This is a genomic window from Klebsiella sp. 141153, from assembly GCF_032601995.1.
Lineage (GTDB): Bacteria > Pseudomonadota > Gammaproteobacteria > Enterobacterales > Enterobacteriaceae > Klebsiella > Klebsiella aerogenes.
In genome coordinates this window covers 1-20,988 of record NZ_JAQIRJ010000015.1, presented here as the reverse complement: position 1 = coordinate 20,988, position 20,988 = coordinate 1, and the positions used below count along the sequence as shown (strand labels likewise).

General features: G+C 52.0%; 17 protein-coding genes. 7 read left to right on the top strand and 10 right to left on the bottom strand.

What is annotated here, in order from left to right; all coding sequences use genetic code 11:
• Nucleotides 1-131: 131 nt before the first annotated feature.
• The 4 genes from PGS10_RS22990 to typA form a co-directional block, all read right to left on the bottom strand.
• On the bottom strand, nucleotides 132-1,391 hold the full coding sequence (locus PGS10_RS22990; RefSeq protein ID WP_047066324.1) for an MFS transporter: 1,260 nt from the start codon (nucleotides 1,389-1,391) through the stop codon (nucleotides 132-134).
• 97 nt (nucleotides 1,392-1,488) lie between these two features.
• Nucleotides 1,489-2,469: a sugar phosphate isomerase/epimerase family protein gene (locus PGS10_RS22985; RefSeq protein ID WP_047064456.1), complete on the bottom strand. Its 981-nt coding sequence runs from the start codon at nucleotides 2,467-2,469 to the stop codon at nucleotides 1,489-1,491.
• Between the two features lie 7 nt (nucleotides 2,470-2,476).
• Nucleotides 2,477-3,187: a GntR family transcriptional regulator gene (locus tag PGS10_RS22980; protein WP_020077565.1), complete on the bottom strand. Its 711-nt coding sequence runs from the start codon at nucleotides 3,185-3,187 to the stop codon at nucleotides 2,477-2,479.
• Nucleotides 3,188-3,392: 205 nt separating this feature from the next.
• On the bottom strand, nucleotides 3,393-5,216 hold the full coding sequence (gene typA, locus PGS10_RS22975) for a ribosome-dependent GTPase TypA (protein ID WP_045378776.1): 1,824 nt from the start codon (nucleotides 5,214-5,216) through the stop codon (nucleotides 3,393-3,395).
• Nucleotides 5,217-5,592: 376 nt separating this feature from the next.
• Here typA and glnA point away from each other — a divergent pair, with 376 nt between their 5' ends.
• The 3 genes from glnA (at nucleotide 5,593) to glnG (ending at nucleotide 9,658) form a co-directional block, all read left to right on the top strand.
• Entirely contained in the window at nucleotides 5,593-7,002 is a 1,410-nt protein-coding gene (gene glnA / locus PGS10_RS22970; protein ID WP_015368971.1) for a glutamate--ammonia ligase, read from the top strand.
• A 188-nt stretch (nucleotides 7,003-7,190) separates the two neighbouring features.
• Entirely contained in the window at nucleotides 7,191-8,240 is a 1,050-nt protein-coding gene (glnL, locus tag PGS10_RS22965; RefSeq protein WP_015368972.1) for a nitrogen regulation protein NR(II), read from the top strand.
• 8 nt (nucleotides 8,241-8,248) lie between these two features.
• Nucleotides 8,249-9,658, top strand: a complete 1,410-nt coding sequence (gene glnG, locus PGS10_RS22960) for a nitrogen regulation protein NR(I) (protein ID WP_015368973.1) — start codon at nucleotides 8,249-8,251, stop codon at nucleotides 9,656-9,658.
• A 54-nt stretch (nucleotides 9,659-9,712) separates the two neighbouring features.
• Here glnG and hemN read toward each other — a convergent pair whose 3' ends face one another.
• Complete coding sequence (hemN, locus tag PGS10_RS22955; RefSeq protein ID WP_049061662.1) at nucleotides 9,713-11,086, bottom strand: oxygen-independent coproporphyrinogen III oxidase; 1,374 nt, start codon at nucleotides 11,084-11,086, stop codon at nucleotides 9,713-9,715.
• A 188-nt stretch (nucleotides 11,087-11,274) separates the two neighbouring features.
• Nucleotides 11,275-11,781 carry a Der GTPase-activating protein YihI gene (gene yihI, locus PGS10_RS22950; protein ID WP_045395254.1) on the bottom strand — a complete coding sequence of 169 codons (507 nt, stop codon included), beginning with the start codon at nucleotides 11,779-11,781 and terminating at the stop codon, nucleotides 11,275-11,277.
• Between the two features lie 581 nt (nucleotides 11,782-12,362).
• Here yihI and yihA point away from each other — a divergent pair.
• Nucleotides 12,363-12,995 carry a ribosome biogenesis GTP-binding protein YihA/YsxC gene (yihA, locus tag PGS10_RS22945; protein WP_045395252.1) on the top strand — a complete coding sequence of 211 codons (633 nt, stop codon included), beginning with the start codon at nucleotides 12,363-12,365 and terminating at the stop codon, nucleotides 12,993-12,995.
• 347 nt (nucleotides 12,996-13,342) lie between these two features.
• On the opposite strand, the gene polA is transcribed toward yihA, so the two are convergent.
• On the bottom strand, nucleotides 13,343-16,123 hold the full coding sequence (gene polA / locus PGS10_RS22940; protein WP_045395250.1) for a DNA polymerase I: 2,781 nt from the start codon (nucleotides 16,121-16,123) through the stop codon (nucleotides 13,343-13,345).
• Nucleotides 16,124-16,519: 396 nt separating this feature from the next.
• On the opposite strand from polA, the gene PGS10_RS22935 reads away from it, so the two are divergent.
• Nucleotides 16,520-17,422 (top strand): acyltransferase, encoded by a 903-nt coding sequence (locus tag PGS10_RS22935; RefSeq protein ID WP_047078393.1) that lies wholly within the window; start codon nucleotides 16,520-16,522, stop codon nucleotides 17,420-17,422.
• A gap of 44 nt (nucleotides 17,423-17,466) precedes the next feature.
• Here PGS10_RS22935 and dsbA read toward each other — a convergent pair whose 3' ends face one another.
• From dsbA to PGS10_RS22920, 3 genes are all read right to left on the bottom strand, one after another.
• Nucleotides 17,467-18,090, bottom strand: coding sequence for a thiol:disulfide interchange protein DsbA (gene dsbA, locus PGS10_RS22930; protein WP_045395245.1), 624 nt, complete (start codon nucleotides 18,088-18,090; stop codon nucleotides 17,467-17,469).
• 26 nt (nucleotides 18,091-18,116) lie between these two features.
• The gene (locus PGS10_RS22925) at nucleotides 18,117-19,103 is read right to left on the bottom strand and encodes a serine/threonine protein kinase (protein WP_045395243.1); all 987 of its coding nucleotides are present in this window, start codon (nucleotides 19,101-19,103) and stop codon (nucleotides 18,117-18,119) included.
• 75 nt (nucleotides 19,104-19,178) lie between these two features.
• Nucleotides 19,179-19,448, bottom strand: coding sequence for a YihD family protein (locus PGS10_RS22920; protein ID WP_015368982.1), 270 nt, complete (start codon nucleotides 19,446-19,448; stop codon nucleotides 19,179-19,181).
• A gap of 71 nt (nucleotides 19,449-19,519) precedes the next feature.
• On the opposite strand from PGS10_RS22920, the gene mobA reads away from it, so the two are divergent.
• Together mobA and mobB are read left to right on the top strand one after the other, a co-directional pair.
• Nucleotides 19,520-20,101 (top strand): molybdenum cofactor guanylyltransferase MobA, encoded by a 582-nt coding sequence (mobA, locus tag PGS10_RS22915; RefSeq protein ID WP_047078394.1) that lies wholly within the window; start codon nucleotides 19,520-19,522, stop codon nucleotides 20,099-20,101.
• Nucleotides 20,098-20,607 carry a molybdopterin-guanine dinucleotide biosynthesis protein MobB gene (gene mobB, locus PGS10_RS22910; protein ID WP_045395239.1) on the top strand — a complete coding sequence of 170 codons (510 nt, stop codon included), beginning with the start codon at nucleotides 20,098-20,100 and terminating at the stop codon, nucleotides 20,605-20,607. Before mobA ends, mobB begins: the two co-directional genes overlap by 4 nt.
• The last annotated feature ends 381 nt before the right edge of the window (nucleotides 20,608-20,988 follow it).

The window sequence follows — 20,988 nt, the reverse complement described above, 5'->3', positions numbered from 1 at the left end:
TGAAGATTAACTGTAGCGGGAAAGAAGAGGTTTGACTATGAACAAACCGGAAACGACTCAAGACATCTCAGGCGCAAAAACGACCAAAGCCGCATATCTGCGGCTTTGGTGAAATGGCAGACCCCTTAAAATCAGACCAATGCGGTTTCCAACATATTCTTTCTGCGGTTGATGCGTTTAACCAGCATCACCGAAACGAACGCGCCGGCGCAAGCGAAGCAGGCCATGATGCCAAAGACTATCTTGTACCCCACCAGACCCGGATTGAGATCGAGAATGTAGCCGTACAGGCTGTAGCAAAACATCGCCGGTGCATAGCCAATGAAGCTCCCCAGCGCCATCGCCGCGCCCGTCTGGTTTTCAGCGATTTTCGCTTCCCCAATCGGGGCAAAAAACACGGCTCGTTGCGTAAAAACAATTGCGCCGAACCCGAGAGTACACACCATACCCAGATAGACCGGCATACTTTCGTGCGGTAACAGAATTAACGCGACTAAAGCCATCGTACTGATACAGAAGGTATAAAAGAGATATTTACTTGGCGATTTGAGGATCTTATCGGCAATTAAACCGCCAATTGGACCACCGATCATTTTTAAACAGTACTGGTTAATAATGCCGTAGGCGCCAACCAGGGCTACCGGCAGCATGTAGATGTTCTTCAGGAACGGGATAAAGAAGGTGAGTCCACAGTAAACGGCGTAAACAAAGAACACATTGAAGGCAATCAGCCAGATAGTTTTGTCTTTCAGCACCGAAGAGATGCTGGTTTGTTGCTTTGTGGCGCCTTCATCCGCGGCGGGCGTCGGCTCATCCTTCTGCTTAAGCATGAAAAACAGCAAGACGCCTACAACAATGACAATAATGGCATAGAACCAAATCCCGGCTTTAAAACCCAGTAAGCCACTGCCAAACCAGGTGAAAATAGCTAATGCGGAAAATGCGATAACGGTATCGACAATTCCGCGCCCCGTTTCGAAGAAGCCAAATAAGCGCCCCTGCTGTTCGCTATTTCCTAACCGACTCACCGATTTTAACAATACCGGCCAGTTCATCATGTCGCAGGTCACGCCAAATAATGCCCAGACAAATAGAATGCCCCAATAGCCAGGCATCGTCGTCAGATAGATACCTAATAATCCCGTCGCTATCAATGAAAATGACATGGTATAGCGACGCGGTAGTTTATCGGCAAAGTAAATTGACAAGAAAAAACCGATGGTTGTCACTACTGAGTTTACCGACATGGCATTACCAATCTGACCGTTGGTCAAATGAAAATAATCCTGCATCGGTATATAAAATGCGTCTTTTAATGAAGGCAGTTTATAAATGGTACCACCACAAAGCGTTAACAGGCTAAATATAGCCCATTTCTTTCTTGTGAGCATAAGATCCCCTGATGACTTAACATCATTTTATTTAAGGACATGGAACATTTCGCCATTCTAAAAAATAGCGATCATAAATACCAAATGTAATTAAAAGTTAGCGTGCAAGAACTTTCAGTGCATCATTTTTTATATCGCGTAAAGTGTCCATGACAAAATTTAACTGGGCGATCGCATCCTGTTTTTCTTTATCCAGCCGGGTTTCAAGTTGCGTTGTATCAGGCAGAGGCGTTTCGCTCATTTGTCGCCACGGGATCCACGGGTTATCGCCTTCAGTCGCAAAGCGGAAAGGTGGCGCGTAATAATCAACTTCTTCTTCCAGTCCGTACGCCATCACCTGTGGTTGCTCCTGGCCCAGACAAATTAACTCAGTCAGCAGCGCCTTAAACGGCATATCACCCAGACCTGAGTTACAGGCCCGGTGCCCAAGCCCGCCGTTTTCCGCAATGATACAGGCATCTTTAATGTGTACCTGAGTGACATAGGGTGACATCACTGCCAACGCCTCAAGCGGTCGCTCATTAGCATTGATCATATTGGCAAAATCAAACAGCAGCGATAGCGACGGCATCTCGCTTTGTTTAACCAGATTGACCAACTCGGCGCTTTTTAAATCTTCATGTTGTTCAATGGTAAAAGTAAGTCCAGATTGGCTATATGTCTCTTTAATATATTGAATATCAGCCGTAATTCTCGCTAAAACTTCTTGTAAAGGCCCTTCGTAACGAGGATAAAAACGAACGGAGGTTGCCCCGGTCTTTAATGCGATAGCGACGGCTTGATCGATGGTCTCTTTATCGGAGGCGCTGGTTTCTATATGGATATCCAACCGTAACGCTTTTGCCTGCTCGCCAAAAGCGGCCAATTGCATATTATCCATACAGCTAAGAGAGTAACGCTCGCCATCGAGGACATGAATTTTCACACCTTTTAAATGATGGCTATTCGCAATTTTCAGTAAATCAGCCGGTAAAATTCTCTCCAGCCGCATATTCAGGTGATATGCATAAGCATGAAGATAAAGAGGAATATTATCAATGCGAGAAAGGATCTTCTCAGCGTTATCTTTAGTGAGCATAAAATACCTACAAGTTAATAAAGAGATCCACAGCCTCAAATCGCCAATACTCGAGATCTATTTGCACGATATTACCTGCACTATCGGCACGATGTTTTTCTATCAGAATAGCGGGCATACCAGCAGAGCCGCCAATGAATTTACTTACATCGCCGGGCATTCTTACTGGCCTGAAGGCTAATTTTTTAATAACAACATTTTTATGATAATTATTCTCCCAAACGGAAGAAAAAGATTGGTTCTTTAGCCTGGTAATAAACTCCGGCGCAACATTCGGGTTGATAAACGTTTCATGATAAAAAACTTTATGTCCTTCTAATGCCCCCCAGCCGGTTATCAGATATAAATCATGCGCAGGACAGGTGGCCACAAGAGCTTCTGCGACGTCGGGATACTCCGTCGTCCGTACCTTTTCGATAAAACCCCACGACGGTTCTCTGCCCTGTTCAATCGCTGCCCGCTGAAAGCTGGCGGAAAGCTCCGGGCTATAGTTAAAACGCGGCTGGGCGACAAACCAGCCTTTACGGTCTTTACGAAATATTCTTGATTCCGCCTCCAGGCTGAGCAGCGCCTGGCGCAGGGTCATACGCTTGATACCGAGCAACTCGCCCAGCTCGCGCTCGGACGGCAATTTTCCACCCGATACCGTCAGCCCCTGCTTTAACCACAGGTCCAGTTTCTCTTTCGCATTTTCCACAGTGGATGGGTTATTCGTCATTGTTTAATCCATTTGGTTTAAACCAGATAACTCATCTTACTCTTGAGCAAAAAAAGAAAGCAATTGCTGTCGCAAGCTTTAAGAATAATTGTGACCGAGCTCTCTCCCGGAGCGACACTGGCGCCGCCCAGGTGATAAGCATGAGGAACAGGCATAAAAAAACCCCGCCGGAGAGGCGAGGTTTGAAGGGTAGCAAGAAGGGTAATTACTCTTCTTTTGCACCGCGCATAGCGCGTTTACGATCGTTCTCGGTCAGGTGACGTTTACGGATACGGATAGACGTCGGAGTAACTTCTACCAGTTCGTCGTCATCGATGAACTCCAGAGCTTGCTCCAGGGTCATCTTAACCGGCGGAACCAGAACCGTTGCTTCGTCAGTACCGGACGCACGCATGTTAGTCAGTTTCTTACCGGTCAGGCAGTTTACCGTCAGGTCATTAGAACGGCTGTGAATACCGATAATCTGACCTTCGTAAACTTCAGCGCCGTGGCCGAGGAACAGCTTACCGCGATCCTGCAGGCCGAACAGTGCGAACGCAACCGCTTTACCCTGACCGTTAGAGATCAGTACGCCGTTGTTACGCTGGCCCACTTCGCCCGGACGAACGTCGTCGTAGTGGCTGAAGGTGGAGTACAGCAGACCGGTACCGGAAGTCATGGTCATGAACTCTGAACGGAAGCCGATCAGACCACGGCTTGGGATCACGTAGTCGAGACGTACGCGGCCTTTGCCGTCTGGATTCATGTTTTTCAGGTCGCCTTTACGCTCACCCAGCGCCTGCATGACAGAACCCTGGTGCTGCTCTTCGACGTCCAGCGTCACGTTCTCGAACGGCTCTTGTTTACGGCCATCGATTTCGCGGAAGATAACTTTCGGACGGGAAACCGCCATCTCGAAACCTTCACGACGCATGTTTTCAATCAGAACGGACAGGTGCAGTTCACCACGACCAGAAACGCGGAACGCATCGGCGTCTTCGGTTTCTTCAACGCGCAGCGCAACGTTGTGCACCAGCTCTTTGTTCAGACGGTCCAGGATCTGGCGAGAGGTAACGAACTTACCTTCTTTACCGCAGAACGGAGAGGTGTTGACGTTGAAGAACATTGATACGGTCGGCTCATCAACAGACAGTGCCGGCAGCGCTTCGACGTTCTGCGGGTCGCAGATGGTGTCGGAGATGTTCAGCTCGCCCAGACCGGTGATCGCGATGATGTCGCCGGCTTCGGCTACGTCGCTCTCGATACGCTCGAGACCCAGGTGAGTCAGTACTTTACCGACTTTACCGTTACGGGTTTTCCCTTCGCTATCGATGATAGTGATCTGCTGGTTCGGCTTCACTTTACCGCGCTTGATGCGACCAATGCCGATTACGCCAACGTAGTTGTTGTAGTCGAGCTGGGAGATTTGCATCTGCAGCGGACCGTCAAGGTCAACGTCCGGCGCCGGTACACGGTCAACAATCGCCTGGTACAGCGGGGTCATGTCGTCAGCCATGTCTTCGTGGTCCAGACCCGCGATACCGTTCAGCGCGGAAGCGTAAACGATCGGGAAGTCCAGCTGTTCGTCGGTCGCGTCGAGGTTAACGAACAGGTCGAATACCTGGTCGACAACCCAATCCGGACGCGCGCCCGGACGGTCAACTTTGTTGATGACCACGATCGGCTTCAGACCGTGAGCAAACGCTTTTTTGGTAACAAAGCGCGTCTGCGGCATCGGGCCATCAAAGGCATCAACCACCAGCAGCACAGAGTCAACCATGGACATAACACGCTCAACTTCACCTCCGAAGTCGGCGTGCCCTGGGGTATCAACGATGTTGATACGGTAATCATTCCATTTGATTGCAGTGTTTTTAGCGAGGATGGTAATCCCACGCTCTTTCTCCAAATCGTTGGAGTCCATCACACGTTCTTGTGCTTCAGTACGTGCGTCGAACGTACCGGATTGCTGTAGCAGCTTATCAACCAGGGTAGTTTTACCATGGTCGACGTGCGCGATGATGGCGATATTACGCAGATTTTCGATCACAACTTTGCCTCAGGCATTAGAAATAGCGCGTTATTGTACACGTATTAAGCGAAGGACTGAACAGGATCACAAAGATCCTCCGCAAACAAGTATTGCAGAGTTTGTTTGTGATCGCTTTCACGGAGCGATAAAAGGGCACCGTAATAAAAATTGCACCAAAATGGTGCTCAATGTTCACATCGAGGCACTATTTTGGTGCATTATCTCCATCATGGTGCAGTCCTTTTGCACTATGGTGCGCATGATACAGCGTTTTACCGTAATTTTAAAAGTTGGCACAGATTTCGCTTTATATTTTTTAAGGCAACAACGCCACTTTTAAGTAGTAAGAAGTTCGTTACCACGACGACAATGACCAATCCGGGAGAGTTTAAGTATGTCCGCTGAACACGTTTTGACGATGCTGAACGAGCACGAAGTGAAGTTTGTCGATCTGCGCTTCACCGATACCAAAGGTAAAGAACAGCACGTCACGATTCCTTCCCATCAGGTAAATGCCGAATTCTTTGAAGAAGGCAAAATGTTTGATGGCTCCTCGATTGGCGGTTGGAAAGGTATTAACGAATCCGACATGGTCCTGATGCCGGATGCCACCACGGCGCTGATCGACCCGTTCTACGAAGAACCGACGCTGATCATCCGCTGCGATATCCTGGAACCAGGCACCCTGCAGGGCTACGACCGCGACCCGCGCTCTATCGCCAAGCGCGCTGAAGAATACCTGCGCGCCACCGGCATCGCCGACACCGTTCTGTTCGGGCCGGAACCAGAATTCTTCCTGTTCGACGACATCCGCTTTGGCGCATCCATCTCTGGTTCCCACGTGGCCATTGACGATATCGAAGGCGCATGGAACTCTTCTACCAAATACGAAGGCGGCAACAAAGGCCACCGTCCGGGCGTGAAAGGCGGTTACTTCCCGGTTCCGCCGGTAGACTCCTCTCAGGACATCCGCTCTACCATGTGTATGATCATGGAAGAGATGGGCCTGGTTGTTGAAGCTCACCACCACGAAGTGGCAACTGCAGGTCAGAACGAAATCGCCACCCGCTTCAACACCATGACCAAAAAAGCGGACGAAATTCAGATCTACAAATACGTTGTACACAACGTCGCTCACCGTTTCGGTAAAACCGCGACCTTCATGCCAAAACCAATGTTTGGCGATAACGGTTCCGGCATGCACTGCCACATGTCCCTGTCCAAGAACGGCGTAAACCTGTTCTCCGGCGACAAATACGCGGGCCTGTCTGAGCAAGCGCTGCACTACATCGGCGGTGTTATCAAGCACGCTAAAGCGATCAACGCCCTGGCGAACCCGACCACCAACTCCTACAAGCGTCTGGTTCCGGGTTACGAAGCGCCGGTCATGCTGGCTTACTCCGCCCGTAACCGCTCTGCTTCCATCCGTATTCCAGTGGTCGCCTCTCCGAAAGCGCGTCGTATCGAAGTGCGCTTCCCGGACCCGGCTGCCAACCCGTACCTGTGCTTTGCCGCGCTGCTGATGGCCGGCCTCGACGGTATTAAAAACAAAATCCATCCTGGCGATGCGATGGACAAAAACCTGTACGATCTGCCGCCGGAAGAAGCGAAAGAAATCCCGCAGGTTGCCGGTTCTCTGGAAGAAGCCCTGCAGGCTCTGGATGCAGACCGCGAGTTCCTGACCGCAGGCGGCGTCTTCACTGACGAAGCTATCGATGCTTACATCGCCCTGCGCATTGAAGAAAACGACCGCGTACGTATGACTCCGCACCCGGTTGAGTTCGAACTGTACTACAGCGTCTGATTTTGCTGTAAATCCATGGTGTTCCCGTGTTGTGGCACGGGATACCAGGGATGTTTTGTTGCCGTGGAAACTTTCAGCCCATCTCAGAATGGGCTTTTTTCACCAGCAACACGCTGATCTCTCGCGCTTTTTACCAATAAAAAGCTATACTGCACTAAAATAGTGCAACCATTTCAGGAGACTGTCAGATGGCAACAGGCACACAGCCCGATGCTGGGCAGATCCTCAACTCGCTGATCCACAGTATCTTATTAGTCGATGACGACCTCGCGGTGCATTATGCCAACCCGGCAGCCCAGCAGTTACTGGCGCAAAGCTCGCGTAAATTATTCGGTACGCCGCTGCCGGAATTGCTGAGCTACTTTTCGTTAAACATTGGCCTGATGCAGGAGAGCCTGCAGGCGGGTCAGGGCTTCACGGATAACGAAGTGACGCTGGTGATTGACGGCCGCTCGCACATTCTCTCCCTCACCGCTCAGCGCCTGCCTGAAGGCTATATCCTGCTTGAGATGTCGCCGATGGATAATCAGCGTCGTTTGAGCCAGGAACAGCTGCAGCATGCTCAGCAGGTGGCGGCGCGCGATTTAGTGCGCGGTCTGGCGCATGAGATTAAAAACCCGCTCGGCGGCCTGCGCGGCGCGGCGCAGCTATTGAGTAAAGCGCTACCGGATCCCGCGCTGATGGAATATACCCAGGTGATTATTGAACAGGCCGACAGGTTACGTAACCTGGTCGATCGCCTGCTGGGGCCGCAGCATCCCGGTATGCACATCACGGAAAGCATTCATAAAGTCGCGGAGCGCGTGGTGGCACTGGTCTCCATGGAGCTGCCGGATAACGTCAAATTGATCCGCGATTACGACCCGAGCCTGCCTGAGCTTGCCCACGACCCGGAACAAATCGAGCAAGTGCTGCTGAATATCGTGCGCAACGCGCTGCAGGCCCTGGGGCCCGAGGGCGGCGAAATCATCCTGCGCACCCGAACCGCCTTTCAGCTCACGCTCCACGGCGTACGTTACCGTCTGGCGGCGCGTATCGACGTGGAAGATAACGGGCCCGGTATCCCGCCCCATCTGCAGGATACGCTGTTTTACCCCATGGTTAGCGGCCGCGAAGGCGGTACCGGTCTTGGGCTTTCCATCGCCCGCAGTCTTATCGATCAGCACTCCGGCAAAATTGAATTTACCAGTTGGCCAGGCCATACCGAGTTCTCGGTATACCTGCCTATTCGGAAATAGAGGTGTTTATGCAACGAGGGATAGCCTGGGTAGTCGATGACGATAGCTCCATCCGTTGGGTGCTTGAACGCGCACTCACCGGAGCGGGTTTAAGCTGCACCACGTTTGAGAGCGGCAATGAGGTGCTTGATGCCCTCACTACCAAAACGCCGGACGTTTTACTTTCCGACATTCGCATGCCTGGGATGGACGGCCTGGCGCTGTTAAAGCAGATTAAACAACGCCATCCGATGCTTCCGGTCATCATTATGACCGCGCACTCGGATCTCGATGCCGCCGTCAGCGCCTATCAGCAGGGGGCCTTTGATTACCTGCCGAAACCTTTTGATATTGATGAGGCTGTCGCGCTGGTTGACCGTGCGATTAGCCATTATCAGGAGCAGCAGCAGCCGCGTAATACGCCGGTCAGCAGCCCGACGGCCGATATTATTGGCGAAGCGCCGGCGATGCAGGATGTGTTTCGCATCATTGGCCGACTGTCACGCTCCTCAATCAGCGTACTGATCAACGGCGAATCAGGTACCGGTAAAGAGCTGGTCGCCCACGCGCTGCATCGCCACAGTCCACGCGCCAAATCGCCGTTTATCGCCCTTAACATGGCGGCCATTCCGAAAGATTTGATTGAATCGGAACTATTCGGCCATGAAAAAGGAGCTTTTACCGGCGCCAATACCGTCCGTCAGGGGCGTTTTGAGCAGGCCGATGGCGGTACGCTGTTCCTTGATGAAATTGGCGATATGCCGCTGGATGTTCAGACGCGACTGCTGCGCGTGCTGGCTGACGGTCAATTTTATCGCGTTGGCGGTTATGCGCCGGTGAAAGTCGATGTGCGGATTATTGCCGCGACCCACCAGAACCTTGAGCTACGCGTGCAGGAAGGAAAATTCCGTGAAGATTTGTTCCATCGCCTGAACGTGATTCGCGTACATTTGCCGCCGCTGCGCGAACGCCGGGAAGATATTCCGCGCCTGGCGCGCCACTTCCTGCAGATTGCCGCCCGCGAACTGGGCGTCGAAGCCAAGCAGCTGCATCCGGAAACGGAAGCGGCGCTGACGCGGTTGGCCTGGCCCGGTAACGTACGACAGCTGGAGAACACCTGTCGCTGGCTAACGGTGATGGCAGCAGGCCAGGAGGTATTGACCCAGGATCTGCCGTCTGAGCTGTTCGAAACGTCGATTCCCGATAGCCCAACGCAGATCCAACCGGATAGCTGGGCGACGCTGCTGGGGCAATGGGCTGACCGCGCCCTGCGTTCCGGTCATCAAAACCTGCTATCAGAAGCGCAGCCGGAGATGGAGCGTGCACTGCTCACCACCGCGCTGCGTCATACGCAAGGGCATAAGCAGGAAGCCGCTCGCCTGCTGGGCTGGGGGCGAAATACGTTAACACGGAAGCTAAAAGAGCTGGGAATGGAATAACACCGGTCTTAGCGGCGAAATGAACGCCCGGTGAGCTGGCTCACCGGGATTCGCTTAAATAACGCGAGAGAACTGCTGCAGGCGCGCTTTCTGCCGCAGATAGGCATCGAAGCACATACAGATGTTACGAATCAACAGACGGCCTTTTGCCGTGACCTGTATTCCTTTTTCATCCACATCCACCAGCCCGTCTTTCGCCAGCGGCGCCAGCAATTTCATATCTTCGGCAAAGTAATCGTTGAAGATAAGATCCCACTGCGCTTCAACCGCCGCGAACTCAAGACGGAAGTTGCAAATCAGGGCCTTAATGACATCCCGGCGGATACAATCATCGCGGGTTAACGCAATACCCCGCCACAGCGCGGTACCGCTTTCATCGACCTGTTGGTAATACTGTTTCAGCTCTTTCTGGTTCTGCGCGTAGCAGTCGCCAATCATACTGATCGCCGACACGCCCATTCCGAGCAGATCGGTATCGCCCTGGGTGGTGTATCCCTGGAAGTTGCGGTGCAGCACGCCTTCGCGCTGGGCAATCGCCAGTTCATCGTCCGGCCGGGCAAAGTGGTCCATGCCGATAAACTGATAGCCAGCGTCGGTAAGCGAAGCGATGGTTTCCTGCAGGATATCCAGTTTCTGCTCTGCGCTCGGTAAATCCGCGTCTTTAATTTTGCGCTGCGCAGCGAATAACGTTGGCAGATGCGCGTAGTTAAAGACGCTCAGACGGTCCGGGTTGAGTTCAGCCACTTTCTGCAGCGTGAAGGCAAAGCTTTCCGGCGTTTGCTTCGGCAGACCGTAAATCAAATCGATGTTGGTCGATGTGAAGCCAATCTCACGCGCATGACGCAGCAGCGCAAAGATGAATTCTTCATCTTGTTCACGGTTCACCAGGCGCTGTACTTCTTTATTGAAATCCTGCACCCCCATGCTCAGACGGTTGAACCCTGCGGATCGTAAATGATCCAGTACATCCAGTTCGATTTCACGCGGATCAACCTCAATTGAGATTTCCGCATCGGCGTTGAAGTTAAAGTGGTCGCGCAGCAGATTCATCAAGCGGCTGATTTGCGCTTTGTTGAGATAGGTTGGCGTACCGCCGCCCCAGTGCAGCTGGCTAACCTGACGGCCGGCAAAAAGCGGCGCGCGGTGAATAATTTCCTGCTCAAGGACATCAAGATACTGATCGGCCTTATGCTGCTGACGGGTGACAATCTTATTACAGCCGCAGAAATAGCAGAGCTTATGGCAGAAAGGGATATGGACGTACAGCGACAGCGGGCGCTGCGGGTAGCGGGCGACGGCGGCGGCAAAATCAGCAGCGCCGAACGCCGGAGAAAACTCCAGCGCGGTGGGATACGAGGTATATCGCGGCCCGGAATAGTTATATTTCTGGATAAGGGCCAGATCCCAGTCGATTAACTGCTCAGACATGCTCACTCCTTCCGATGATGCCGCCGACGGGTACGTCGTGCCGGCCCAACCGCACCTCGGGTCATGAGCCGGTTGCGCAGCCATTTTTGACGCCGCGACAACCGTCTTAGTTTAACGAATAACCACAGCAGATAACATATAACCAGAAGGGTTATAAGCAGGACCGGGAATCCGATGGGATGCAAACGTTAGTTTCCACCCTTCAGCAGACGCATCATATCTTCCTGACGCTCTTCTTCTTCCTCGTCCTCGTCGTCATCATAGGAGAGGCCAAGCTGCTGCATCAGCGCGTCAATACGATCCAGTTTGGCATCGACCCAGGCCTGCTCTTCAGCATTCAGGGTACCGCCCTCTTCCAGACGTTCCAGCAGCGCGTCCAGGCGCTCATCATTCTCCAGCAAATCCAGCTCAGCCTGCGGTGAAAGCATAGGTTTCTCGCTCTTCGGTTTGTGCTGCTTAACGGCCGGGGTGCTTTCAGTCACGCCCAGCGGGATCGGTTTTTTGCTGCCAATACGTGGGTCCTGCTGCTGGCTGCGACCTTTGCTTGCTGAAGCAGCATCGCCGCCGCTGGCGCGGCTGCCTGCGGCATGGCCGCGGTGTTTTTTCTGACGTTTACGGTCGCGTGCTTCCTGGTTCAACTCTTCACGCGACTTACCACGTGCTTTACCGCGCGATGCGGATGCCGGTTTTTTCATGATGTGTGATCTTCAGACAGTTTTCTTCAGTATAGAATTGAGGCGGAATCTAGCAGAAAGCAAGCAAAGAAAAAAGGCGACAGATTAATCTGTCGCCTTTTTCCGCACTCACAACCCTTAACGGGTTTCCACTTTCCATGTCAGCTATCGACTTACCCTGTCTTTCCCTTAGCTTCCAACGGTCCTTGTTCTATCCCTTTCCCTTTTAAAACGTCTCCAGACGTTTGTCATCCTGACAATCCTGGTCTTCGCCTCCTGGCGCTCCTGACCCCTCGTCCTGAGTCGTAATCCTCTGGCTTCCTCGCCTTTGCCCACTACTTTACCGTTTTGCCGGAAATCGACAACCACCTGTAGGATGAAAAGATAGCTTAAGGATATGGAGTTTCCTGTAACAGCATGATTTAACGGTGATCTATGAATTTGACGTCAGGTTTTTCTCACAAATTTCGTATAGTCCTTATGGGCAATGTCTCACAAAGTGTATGGTTTTTACTTACAGTAACGGCGTGCGGTAAAAACAGCCTTTTTCTGCCTTTCAGGTATAATCCCCGCCATAGCCTGATTTTACGGAGACGACAGTCTTGACCAACTGGAATTATCAACAGACGCATTTTGTTACGAGCGCGCCTGATATCCGCCATCTTCCATCCGATACCGGAATCGAAGTGGCATTCGCTGGCCGCTCAAATGCGGGCAAATCCAGCGCCCTTAATACGCTGACTAACCAGAAAAGCCTGGCGCGTACGTCAAAAACGCCGGGTCGTACCCAGCTTATCAACCTGTTTGAGGTTGCGGAAGGTAAACGCCTGGTCGACTTGCCGGGTTATGGCTACGCGCAGGTGCCGGAAGAGATGAAAATCAAATGGCAGAAAGCGCTGGGTGAGTATCTTGAAAAACGTCTGTGCCTGAAAGGCCTGGTGGTATTGATGGATATTCGTCATCCGCTGAAAGATCTCGATCAGCAGATGATCGAGTGGGCGGTAGAAAGCGATATTCAGGTGCTGGTGCTGCTAACCAAAGCCGATAAGCTCGCCAGCGGCGCGCGTAAAGCGCAGGTCAATATGGTGCGTGAAGCGGTACTGGCCTTCAATGGCGATATCCAGGTTGAACCTTTCTCTTCGCTGAAAAAATCTGGCGTGGATAAGTTGCGTCAGAAGCTGGATAGCTGGTTTAACGAAATCCCGCCGCAAGAAGCCGCCGAAGACGCAGAGTAACCCCCGCTTTTTCCGGATAATGGCGCCCAGCGCCCTATCCGGACGTTCATTTTGCGCTGTTGTCAGCACGTAAAACTTTTCTTTCGCGCAATAAAAAACGCCCCGGTCATAAATGACCGGGGCGGCTAAAATATTCAGCCAAATCCGATTACGTGAAGTAAAAGGTCTGAAAGATAGAACATCTTACCTCTGTACCCTACGCGAATAACTTTACTCTTCTTTCGGTTATGGATAAAGCACTTTTTGTAGTTTTTTTTCACTATTTACATAACAAATTCAAATGACCATCACAAAAATCTATAAGTTATGTTGCTTACTTACAAAAAAGAGCCTTACAGATTGCCCACTTAGTGCGCTTGATCCCAGTTTTCGCCGCTACCGACTTCCACTAATAACGGCACGGCCAGGGTGGTACTGTTTTCCATTAACTCATGCACCTTCTTCGATACGCTGTCCAGATCGTCTTTGTGCACTTCAAACACCAGTTCATCGTGCACCTGCATGATCATCCGCACGCGCGGTTTTTCGCTCAGCAGCCAGTCATCAACGGCAATCATCGCCCGCTTAATAATATCCGCCGCCGTTCCCTGCATCGGAGCGTTGATAGCCGCTCGTTCCGCGCCCGCGCGGCGGGCGCCATTGCTGGATTTGATATCCGGCAGGTACAGACGGCGCCCTTCCAGCGTTTCGACATAGCCCTGCTCTTTCGCCTGCGCGCGGGTACGTTCCATATAGTCCAGTACGCCCGGATAGCGCTCGAAATAGAGGTCCATATACTTCTGCGCTTCTTTACGCGGAATATTCAGCTGACGCGCCAGCCCAAATGCGCTCATGCCGTAAATCAGGCCGAAGTTAATCGCCTTCGCGCTACGGCGCTGTTCATTACTGACGCTTTCCAGCGGTAGGCCAAACACCTCTGCCGCGGTGGCGCGGTGAATATCCTTACCTTCCGCAAAAGCCTTCAGCAGCCCTTCATCGCGCGACAGGTGCGCCATGATGCGCAGCTCAATCTGCGAATAGTCGGCAGACACAATCAGGTAATCCTCAGGCGCAATAAACGCCTGACGAATGCGGCGACCTTCGTCATTACGCACCGGAATGTTCTGCAGGTTAGGATCGGTCGAAGAGAGCCGCCCGGTCGCCGTTACCGCCTGATGATACGAGGTATGAACACGGCCGGTTTTTGGGTTAATCATCAGCGGCAGCTTATCGGTATAAGTCGATTTCAGCTTCGCCAGCCCGCGATACTCGAGGATCACCTTCGGCAGCGGATAATCCAGCGCCAGTTCCTCCAGCACCTCTTCAGAAGTCGACGGCGCGCCGCCTGGCGTTTTCTTCAGCGGCTTGATGCCCTGCTTTTCAAACAGGATGGTTTGTAACTGTTTGGTAGAAGAGAGGTTGAACTCCTCACCGGCAATCTCATGGGCGCGTTGTTCCAGCTCAACCAGACGCTTCGCGATCTCCTGCGAATGCGCATGTAGCACCGCCGGATCGATCTTCACGCCGTTGCGCTCAACCCGCGACAGCACCGGCACCAGCGGCATCTCGATATTTTTAAAGATATTCAGCGGGCCTTCATGCTGCTGCAGCTGCGGCCACATCTTCAGATGCAGTTGCAGCGTCACGTCAGCATCCTCCGCGGCGTAACGACCGGCCTCTTCCAGGGCGATCTGATTGAAGGTAAGCTGATTTTTTCCCTTACCGGCAATCTCTTCAAAGGTGATGGTTTTGTGTTTCAACCAGCGATCGGACAGGCTATCCATATCATGTCGACCCGCGACGCTGTCGAGGGTGTAGGATTCCAGCATGGTGTCGAAGGCAATACCACGCAGTTCAATGTCGTAGTTGGCCAGGATGCCGCGATCGTACTTCAGGTTTTGCCCTACTTTTAGCACCTTGTCATCTTCCAGCAGCGGCTTGAGCAGCTCCAGCACGCGTTCACGTGGGATCTGATCCGGCGCGTCGAGATAATCATGGGCCACCGGCACATAAGCCGCGACGCCAGGCTCAATCGCGAATGACAGACCAACCATATTGGCGGAAATGTTATCGAGGCTATCCGTTTCGGTATCAAAAGCGAATAGCGGCGCTTTCTTCAGTTTGGCAATCCATTCAACCAGCGTCGCTTCATCCAGGATCGTCACATAGTGCTCGGCAGAGAGCGTCGCGGCGACCTCTTCTTCCACAATCACCGCAGCTTCAGCTGGTTTCGCCGCTGGTTTAGCGCCTTTCCCCTGTAGCCATTTGCCGGATTCGACATCGGTGATCCAACGTTTGAATTCATATTGCTTAAACAACGCCAGCAGCTCATCTGCCGCTGGCTGCGCAACTAACAGCTCTTCGCAGCCGAGATCCAGCTCCACATCGGTTTTTATTGTGGCGAGTTGATAAGAGAGGTAGGCCACCTCTTTGTTCTGCTCCAGCTTCGCCGCCATTGTTTTCGCGCCGCGGAAGGTCAGCCCGGCGATTTTTTCTGGTTCCGCATAGAGCGCATCCAGACCGCCCAATCCCTGCAGTAGCGCCTGCGCCGTTTTTTCCCCAACGCCCGGGACGCCAGGTATGTTATCTGAGGAGTCGCCCATCAGCGCCAGGAAATCAATAATCAGTTCCGGCGGTACGCCGTACTTATTCACGACCTCTTCCGGGCCGAGAATAGTGTTGGTCATGGTGTTGATTAAGGTAATGCCCGGCGTCACCAGCTGAGCCATATCTTTATCGCCGGTGCTGATCAGTACCGGACGGCCCACTTTTTCCGCTTCGCGAGCCAGCGTGCCGATAACGTCATCCGCTTCAACGCCAGGCACCGCCATCAGCGGCAGCCCCATCGCCTTCACCATCTTGTGCAGAGGTTCGATCTGCGCGCGTAGATCGTCCGGCATCGGCGGACGATGTGATTTGTAGTGCTCAAACAATTCGTCACGGAAGGTTTTCCCTTTGGCATCAAATACCACGACGGCATGCGTCGGCTGATACTGCAGGATCAGGCTACGCAGCATATTCAGCACGCCGTACATTGCGCCGGTAGGCTCCCCTGCGCTATTGGTTAGCGGCGGGAAGGCGTGGTAAGCCCGGTATAGATAAGAGGAGCCGTCGACGAGGATGAGAGGGTTTTCTGGGATCTGAACCATAATTTCCGTGCCTGTTTATCAGATTATGGGTAAAGGATGCCACAGACGGGCATGAAATCCTGAATTTTTCCCGCATTTAGCCGAAAAGATTCATCGCAGAGGTGAATCGCTGCACAATATTATCTGTGGATAACTTTGTGCATAGTTTTATCGCCTCAGCCAAAAAAGCCTAAACCATGTAACAAAGAATCTTATAAATCATTATATATCAATGCATTAATTATGCACCCAAGGCTATATATGCTTCATGATGACTCAATGTTCCATGTGGATATAAGATTCGCGTTTTTTTCTGTTCTGGTAAGACCCGTTATTTGCCGCGTTTTCTGGTAAAATCAGCCCCTTGCGCGGTTTAAGAACGTTCTTTGCCGGCCTAACTTTCTGAATAAACTAACTATGTCGAGATTACTCGCTGCGATAACACTCCCGCTGAGTATCGCCCTTACCATCTTAGTCACCATTATCTGTTCCGTGCCGATTATCATCGCCGGGCTGATTAAACTGCTGGTACCTATCCCGGCGGTTTGGCGTTCTATTTCTGTTTTTTGCAATTTCATGATGTATTGCTGGTGCGAAGGACTGGCGCTGTTGCTGCATCTCAACCCATGGTTGAAATGGGATGTTCAGGGGCTGGAAGGGCTGAATAAAAAGAACTGGTATCTGCTTATCAGCAATCATCACAGCTGGGCGGATATCGTGGTACTTTGCGTCCTGTTTCGCAAACATATCCCAATGAACAAGTATTTCCTCAAGCAGCAGTTGGCCTGGGTACCATTTATCGGCCTGGCCTGCTGGGCGCTTGATATGCCTTTTATGCGCCGTTATTCGCGCGGCTACTTACTGCGCCACCCGGAACGCCGCGGTAAAGACGTCGAAACGACTCGCCGCTCATGTGAAAAATTCCGTTCTCATCCGACTACCATCGTCAATTTTGTCGAAGGCTCAAGGTTTACCGCAGACAAGAAGCGCGAGACGCGCTCGCCTTACCACAACCTGCTGCCGCCTAAAGCTGCGGGCATAGCAATGGCGTTAAACGTCCTCGGCGCACAGTTCGATAAGCTACTGAACGTTACGCTGTGCTATCCGGACAATAATACCAGGCCGTTTTACGATATGTTAAGCGGTCGCCTGACGCGTATCGTGGTACGTATTAATCTGGTGCCGATTGGCGAGGAATTACACGGTGATTACGTCAATGATAAAAACTTTAAGCGTGGTTTCCAGCGCTGGCTGAATGGGCTTTGGGAAGAAAAAGATCGTCAGCTCACTGACATTATGCAGGGTAACGAAAAGTCGTAACTATTTAGTCGATAAAAAAAGCCGGTCAGTGACCGGCATTTTTTTTATTTCTTTTCAACCAGTTGTTTCACAGTATCTGCGTACTGAGAAACAAACGCGTCCATGTTGCTGGTATCCATACCCTGCGGGTTCAGCTGGTATTTACCATTAACAAACATCGCCGGAACGCCCTGCAGCTGTAAATCGGCTGCGGCTTTCTCTTGCTGTGCGACCAGAGACTTCACCACAAAGCTGTTCCATGCCGCGTCGTAATCTTCACCTTTAACGCCCGCATCAACGAAGACTTTACGGATGTCAGCAGTGGACTGAACGGTTTGAGTTTTCTGTACCGCTTCAAACATCGGCGCGGTAATTTTATCTTCAACGCCCAGCGCGATCGCCACAGCCCACGCCTGGGTCAGGTCTTTACCCAACGGGCCCAGGAATTCAACGTGATACTTGGTCATTTTGGTGCCTTCCGGCAGTTTCTGACGTACGTTGTCGGAAACGTGCAGCACTTCTTCAAACTGATAGCAGTGCGGGCAGTAGAATGAGAAGAACTCAAGGACCTGAGGTTCGCCTGCAACCGGCTTATCAAGGGTGGTGTACTGCTTGCCGTCGGTGATCTGGGCAGCGGATGCACTGAAAGCCAGAATCATACCAGCCAGCGCCAGCCAAATTTTTTTCATGATTATTTCTCTCCTGATATATCACATTAATACATTGGCGTTAACTGAAGAGGGGGTTCCTGCAGAACCTTCACCTGCTCAAGAAATGTTGCAGTCTGCCCGCGCCAATAATCTTCCCCGGTTAACCATGGGAAATTTATAGGGAAAGCAGGATCGTCCCAACGCCTGAGCAGCCACGCCAGATAATAAACTAAACGCATGGCGCGTAAAGGTTCGATGAGAGCGATTTCGTCCGTGTTGAAGGGACTGAATTCTTCATAGGCCTCAATGATGGTCTCCAGCTGCATGCGCTGTTCGGCTTTATCGCCATTCAGCAGCATCCAGAGATCCTGTACTGCCGGGCCGGTGCGGGCATCATCTAAATCAACAAACAGCGGCCCATCGCGCCACAGGATATTGCCGGCGTGGCAGTCGCCATGCAGACGAAGCGTATCCGCACGCCCGTGCCACTGCGACCTGACGGCATCGATGAGTTTATCAGCCGCACCCAGGAAATCAGCCTTCAGGCCAGATGGAATAAGCGTCGCCTGTTCAAATACCTGGCGTGGTTCCAACAGATATTCTTGTACGCCAATTTCCGGACGCGCATTAAAACGCTGCTTACGACCGGTCTGGTGCAGGCGGCCAAGATAGCGCCCGACCCATTCTATTTGGTCAAGATTATCTGCTTCGAACTGGCGGCCGCCGAGGCTTGGGAAGACGGCAAAGAAGAATCCCTGATGTTGATGTAGCGTGCTGTCGTTAAATAAGAGCGGCGCGGCAACGGGCACTTCATCCTCTACGAGCTGAAGCGCAAACTGGTGTTCTTCGAGGATCTGTTCTGCAGACCAGCGTTCAGGACGATAGAACTTCACCACGTAGCGGCGGCGATCTTCGTCCTGAAACTGGTAAACACGGTTCTCATAGCTATTAAGCGGAGTCAGACCGGAGTCGACCCGCATTCCCAGATCGAATAATCCATCAATGATGGTATCCGGGTGAAGCGTCTGAAAAGTAAAAGCCTTATCGTGCATCCTGACATCCGATAATCGTACGAATGCTTCAGGATATCATCTCGTAGCCGGTTTCGCGGCAGCACTTACAACCTTTTACTCTTTAATAACACCGCGCGCGCGTAGTAGTGCGGTTTTGAAATCCTCTTCATAATCTTTCTGTATACCCGGGATGACGGCCTCTTTCGATGAATCACGCATCTTCAGGTGATAAATCAGAATATCATCAGAAAGATCGGCCAGTTCACCTTTGTAACCTGCTTCAGCCGCCAGTTTCTGCAAGAATTGCATCAGGTTCAGTTCAGGTTCTTTTTGCCAGGCAGGCTGGAGAAGCTCAATTACTTCATTCAGGCGTTTACATTTCATAGTCATGCTCCTTACTCTTGATAGGGACAAGTTAACAGGGTCAATCCCACAATGAAAGAGGCGATATTAATATGCAAAGCGAGGCAATAACCGGCGTCGTGCTGGCGGGTGGAAGAGCTACGCGCATGGGCGGTGTTGATAAGGGATTGCAGCTGCTGAATGGTCGTCCTCTCTGGCGTCACGTTGCGGATACATTAGAGCCGCAGGTAGCAAGGTTAGTGATTAGCGCTAACCGTCATCTTGAGCGCTGGCATGCCAGCGGATATCCGGTATATCGCGATACGCAGAATGATTACCCAGGTCCACTGGCCGGAATGCTTGCCGTTATGCAGCAGGTAGATAGCCCCTGGTTTGTTTTTTGCCCCTGCGACACGCCGTTCATCCCCTCTTTTCTGGTCGAGCGTTTTGTACAACAGAAAGCCTCGTCATCGGTGGTTTGGGCACACGATGGCGAGCGCGATCATCCCGCCGTTGCATTAGTTCATCGTCAAATCATCCCGGAACTGGAGACTTATCTTGCTCATGGAGAACGCCGGGTGATGGTCTTTATGCGCCAGGTAGGTGGGCGCCCGGTGAATTTCAGCGATGTGAAATCAGCATTCATCAATGTGAATACGCTGGATGAGTTGCAGCAAATGCAGGAGCCATCATGATCCCCTTACTAGCGATCGCCGCATGGAGCGGTACCGGGAAAACAACATTATTAAAGCGTCTTATTCCTGAACTCTGCGCCAAAGGGTTGCGGCCGGGGTTGATTAAGCACACTCATCACGATATGGATGTCGATAAGCCGGGCAAGGATAGTTATGAGTTGCGTAAAGCTGGCGCTTCACAAACCATTGTCGCCAGTAAGCAGCGCTGGGCGCTGATGACAGAAACCCCAGATGAGGCTGAATTAGACCTTCAATGGCTGGTAAGTAGAATGGATTCGAACAAGTCGGATTTTGTTTTGGTGGAGGGTTTTAAGCATGAACCTGTGCCGAAGATCCTTCTTTTCCGGCAAAACAGCGGACATCGTGTAGAAGAGTTGGTGGTTGATGAACATACGATCGCCGTGGCCAGCGATGTGCCCATCGCGACGTCACTTCCGCTGTTGGATTTAAATAATATCCCACAGATCGCGACGTTTATTGCGAGTTGGTTAGAAAAGCAATCGTAGTTTAGAGATAGGATGTTTTCCCGGAGGCAGTGTAGCCCGGGGAAGGAGCGGTAAGCGCAGCGCCACCGGGGGAGATGGCGGCGCGTCTGACCGCAAAACACCAAAACAAAAGGCCCGGTCTTCCGACTGAGCCTTTGTTTACGTTGATATGGCAGCGGCTTTCCCCGGAGGCGGTGCTGCGCACCTTTTCCGGGCTACGGGTTGGTAGCCCCGGTAAGCGCAGCGCCACCGGGGGAGACGGCGGCGCGTCTGGCCGCAAAACACAAAAACAAAAGGCCCAGTCTTGCGACTGAGCCTTTCGTTTTATTTGATGCCTGGCAGTTCCCTACTCTCACATGGGGAGACCCCACACTACCATCGGCGCTACGGCGTTTCACTTCT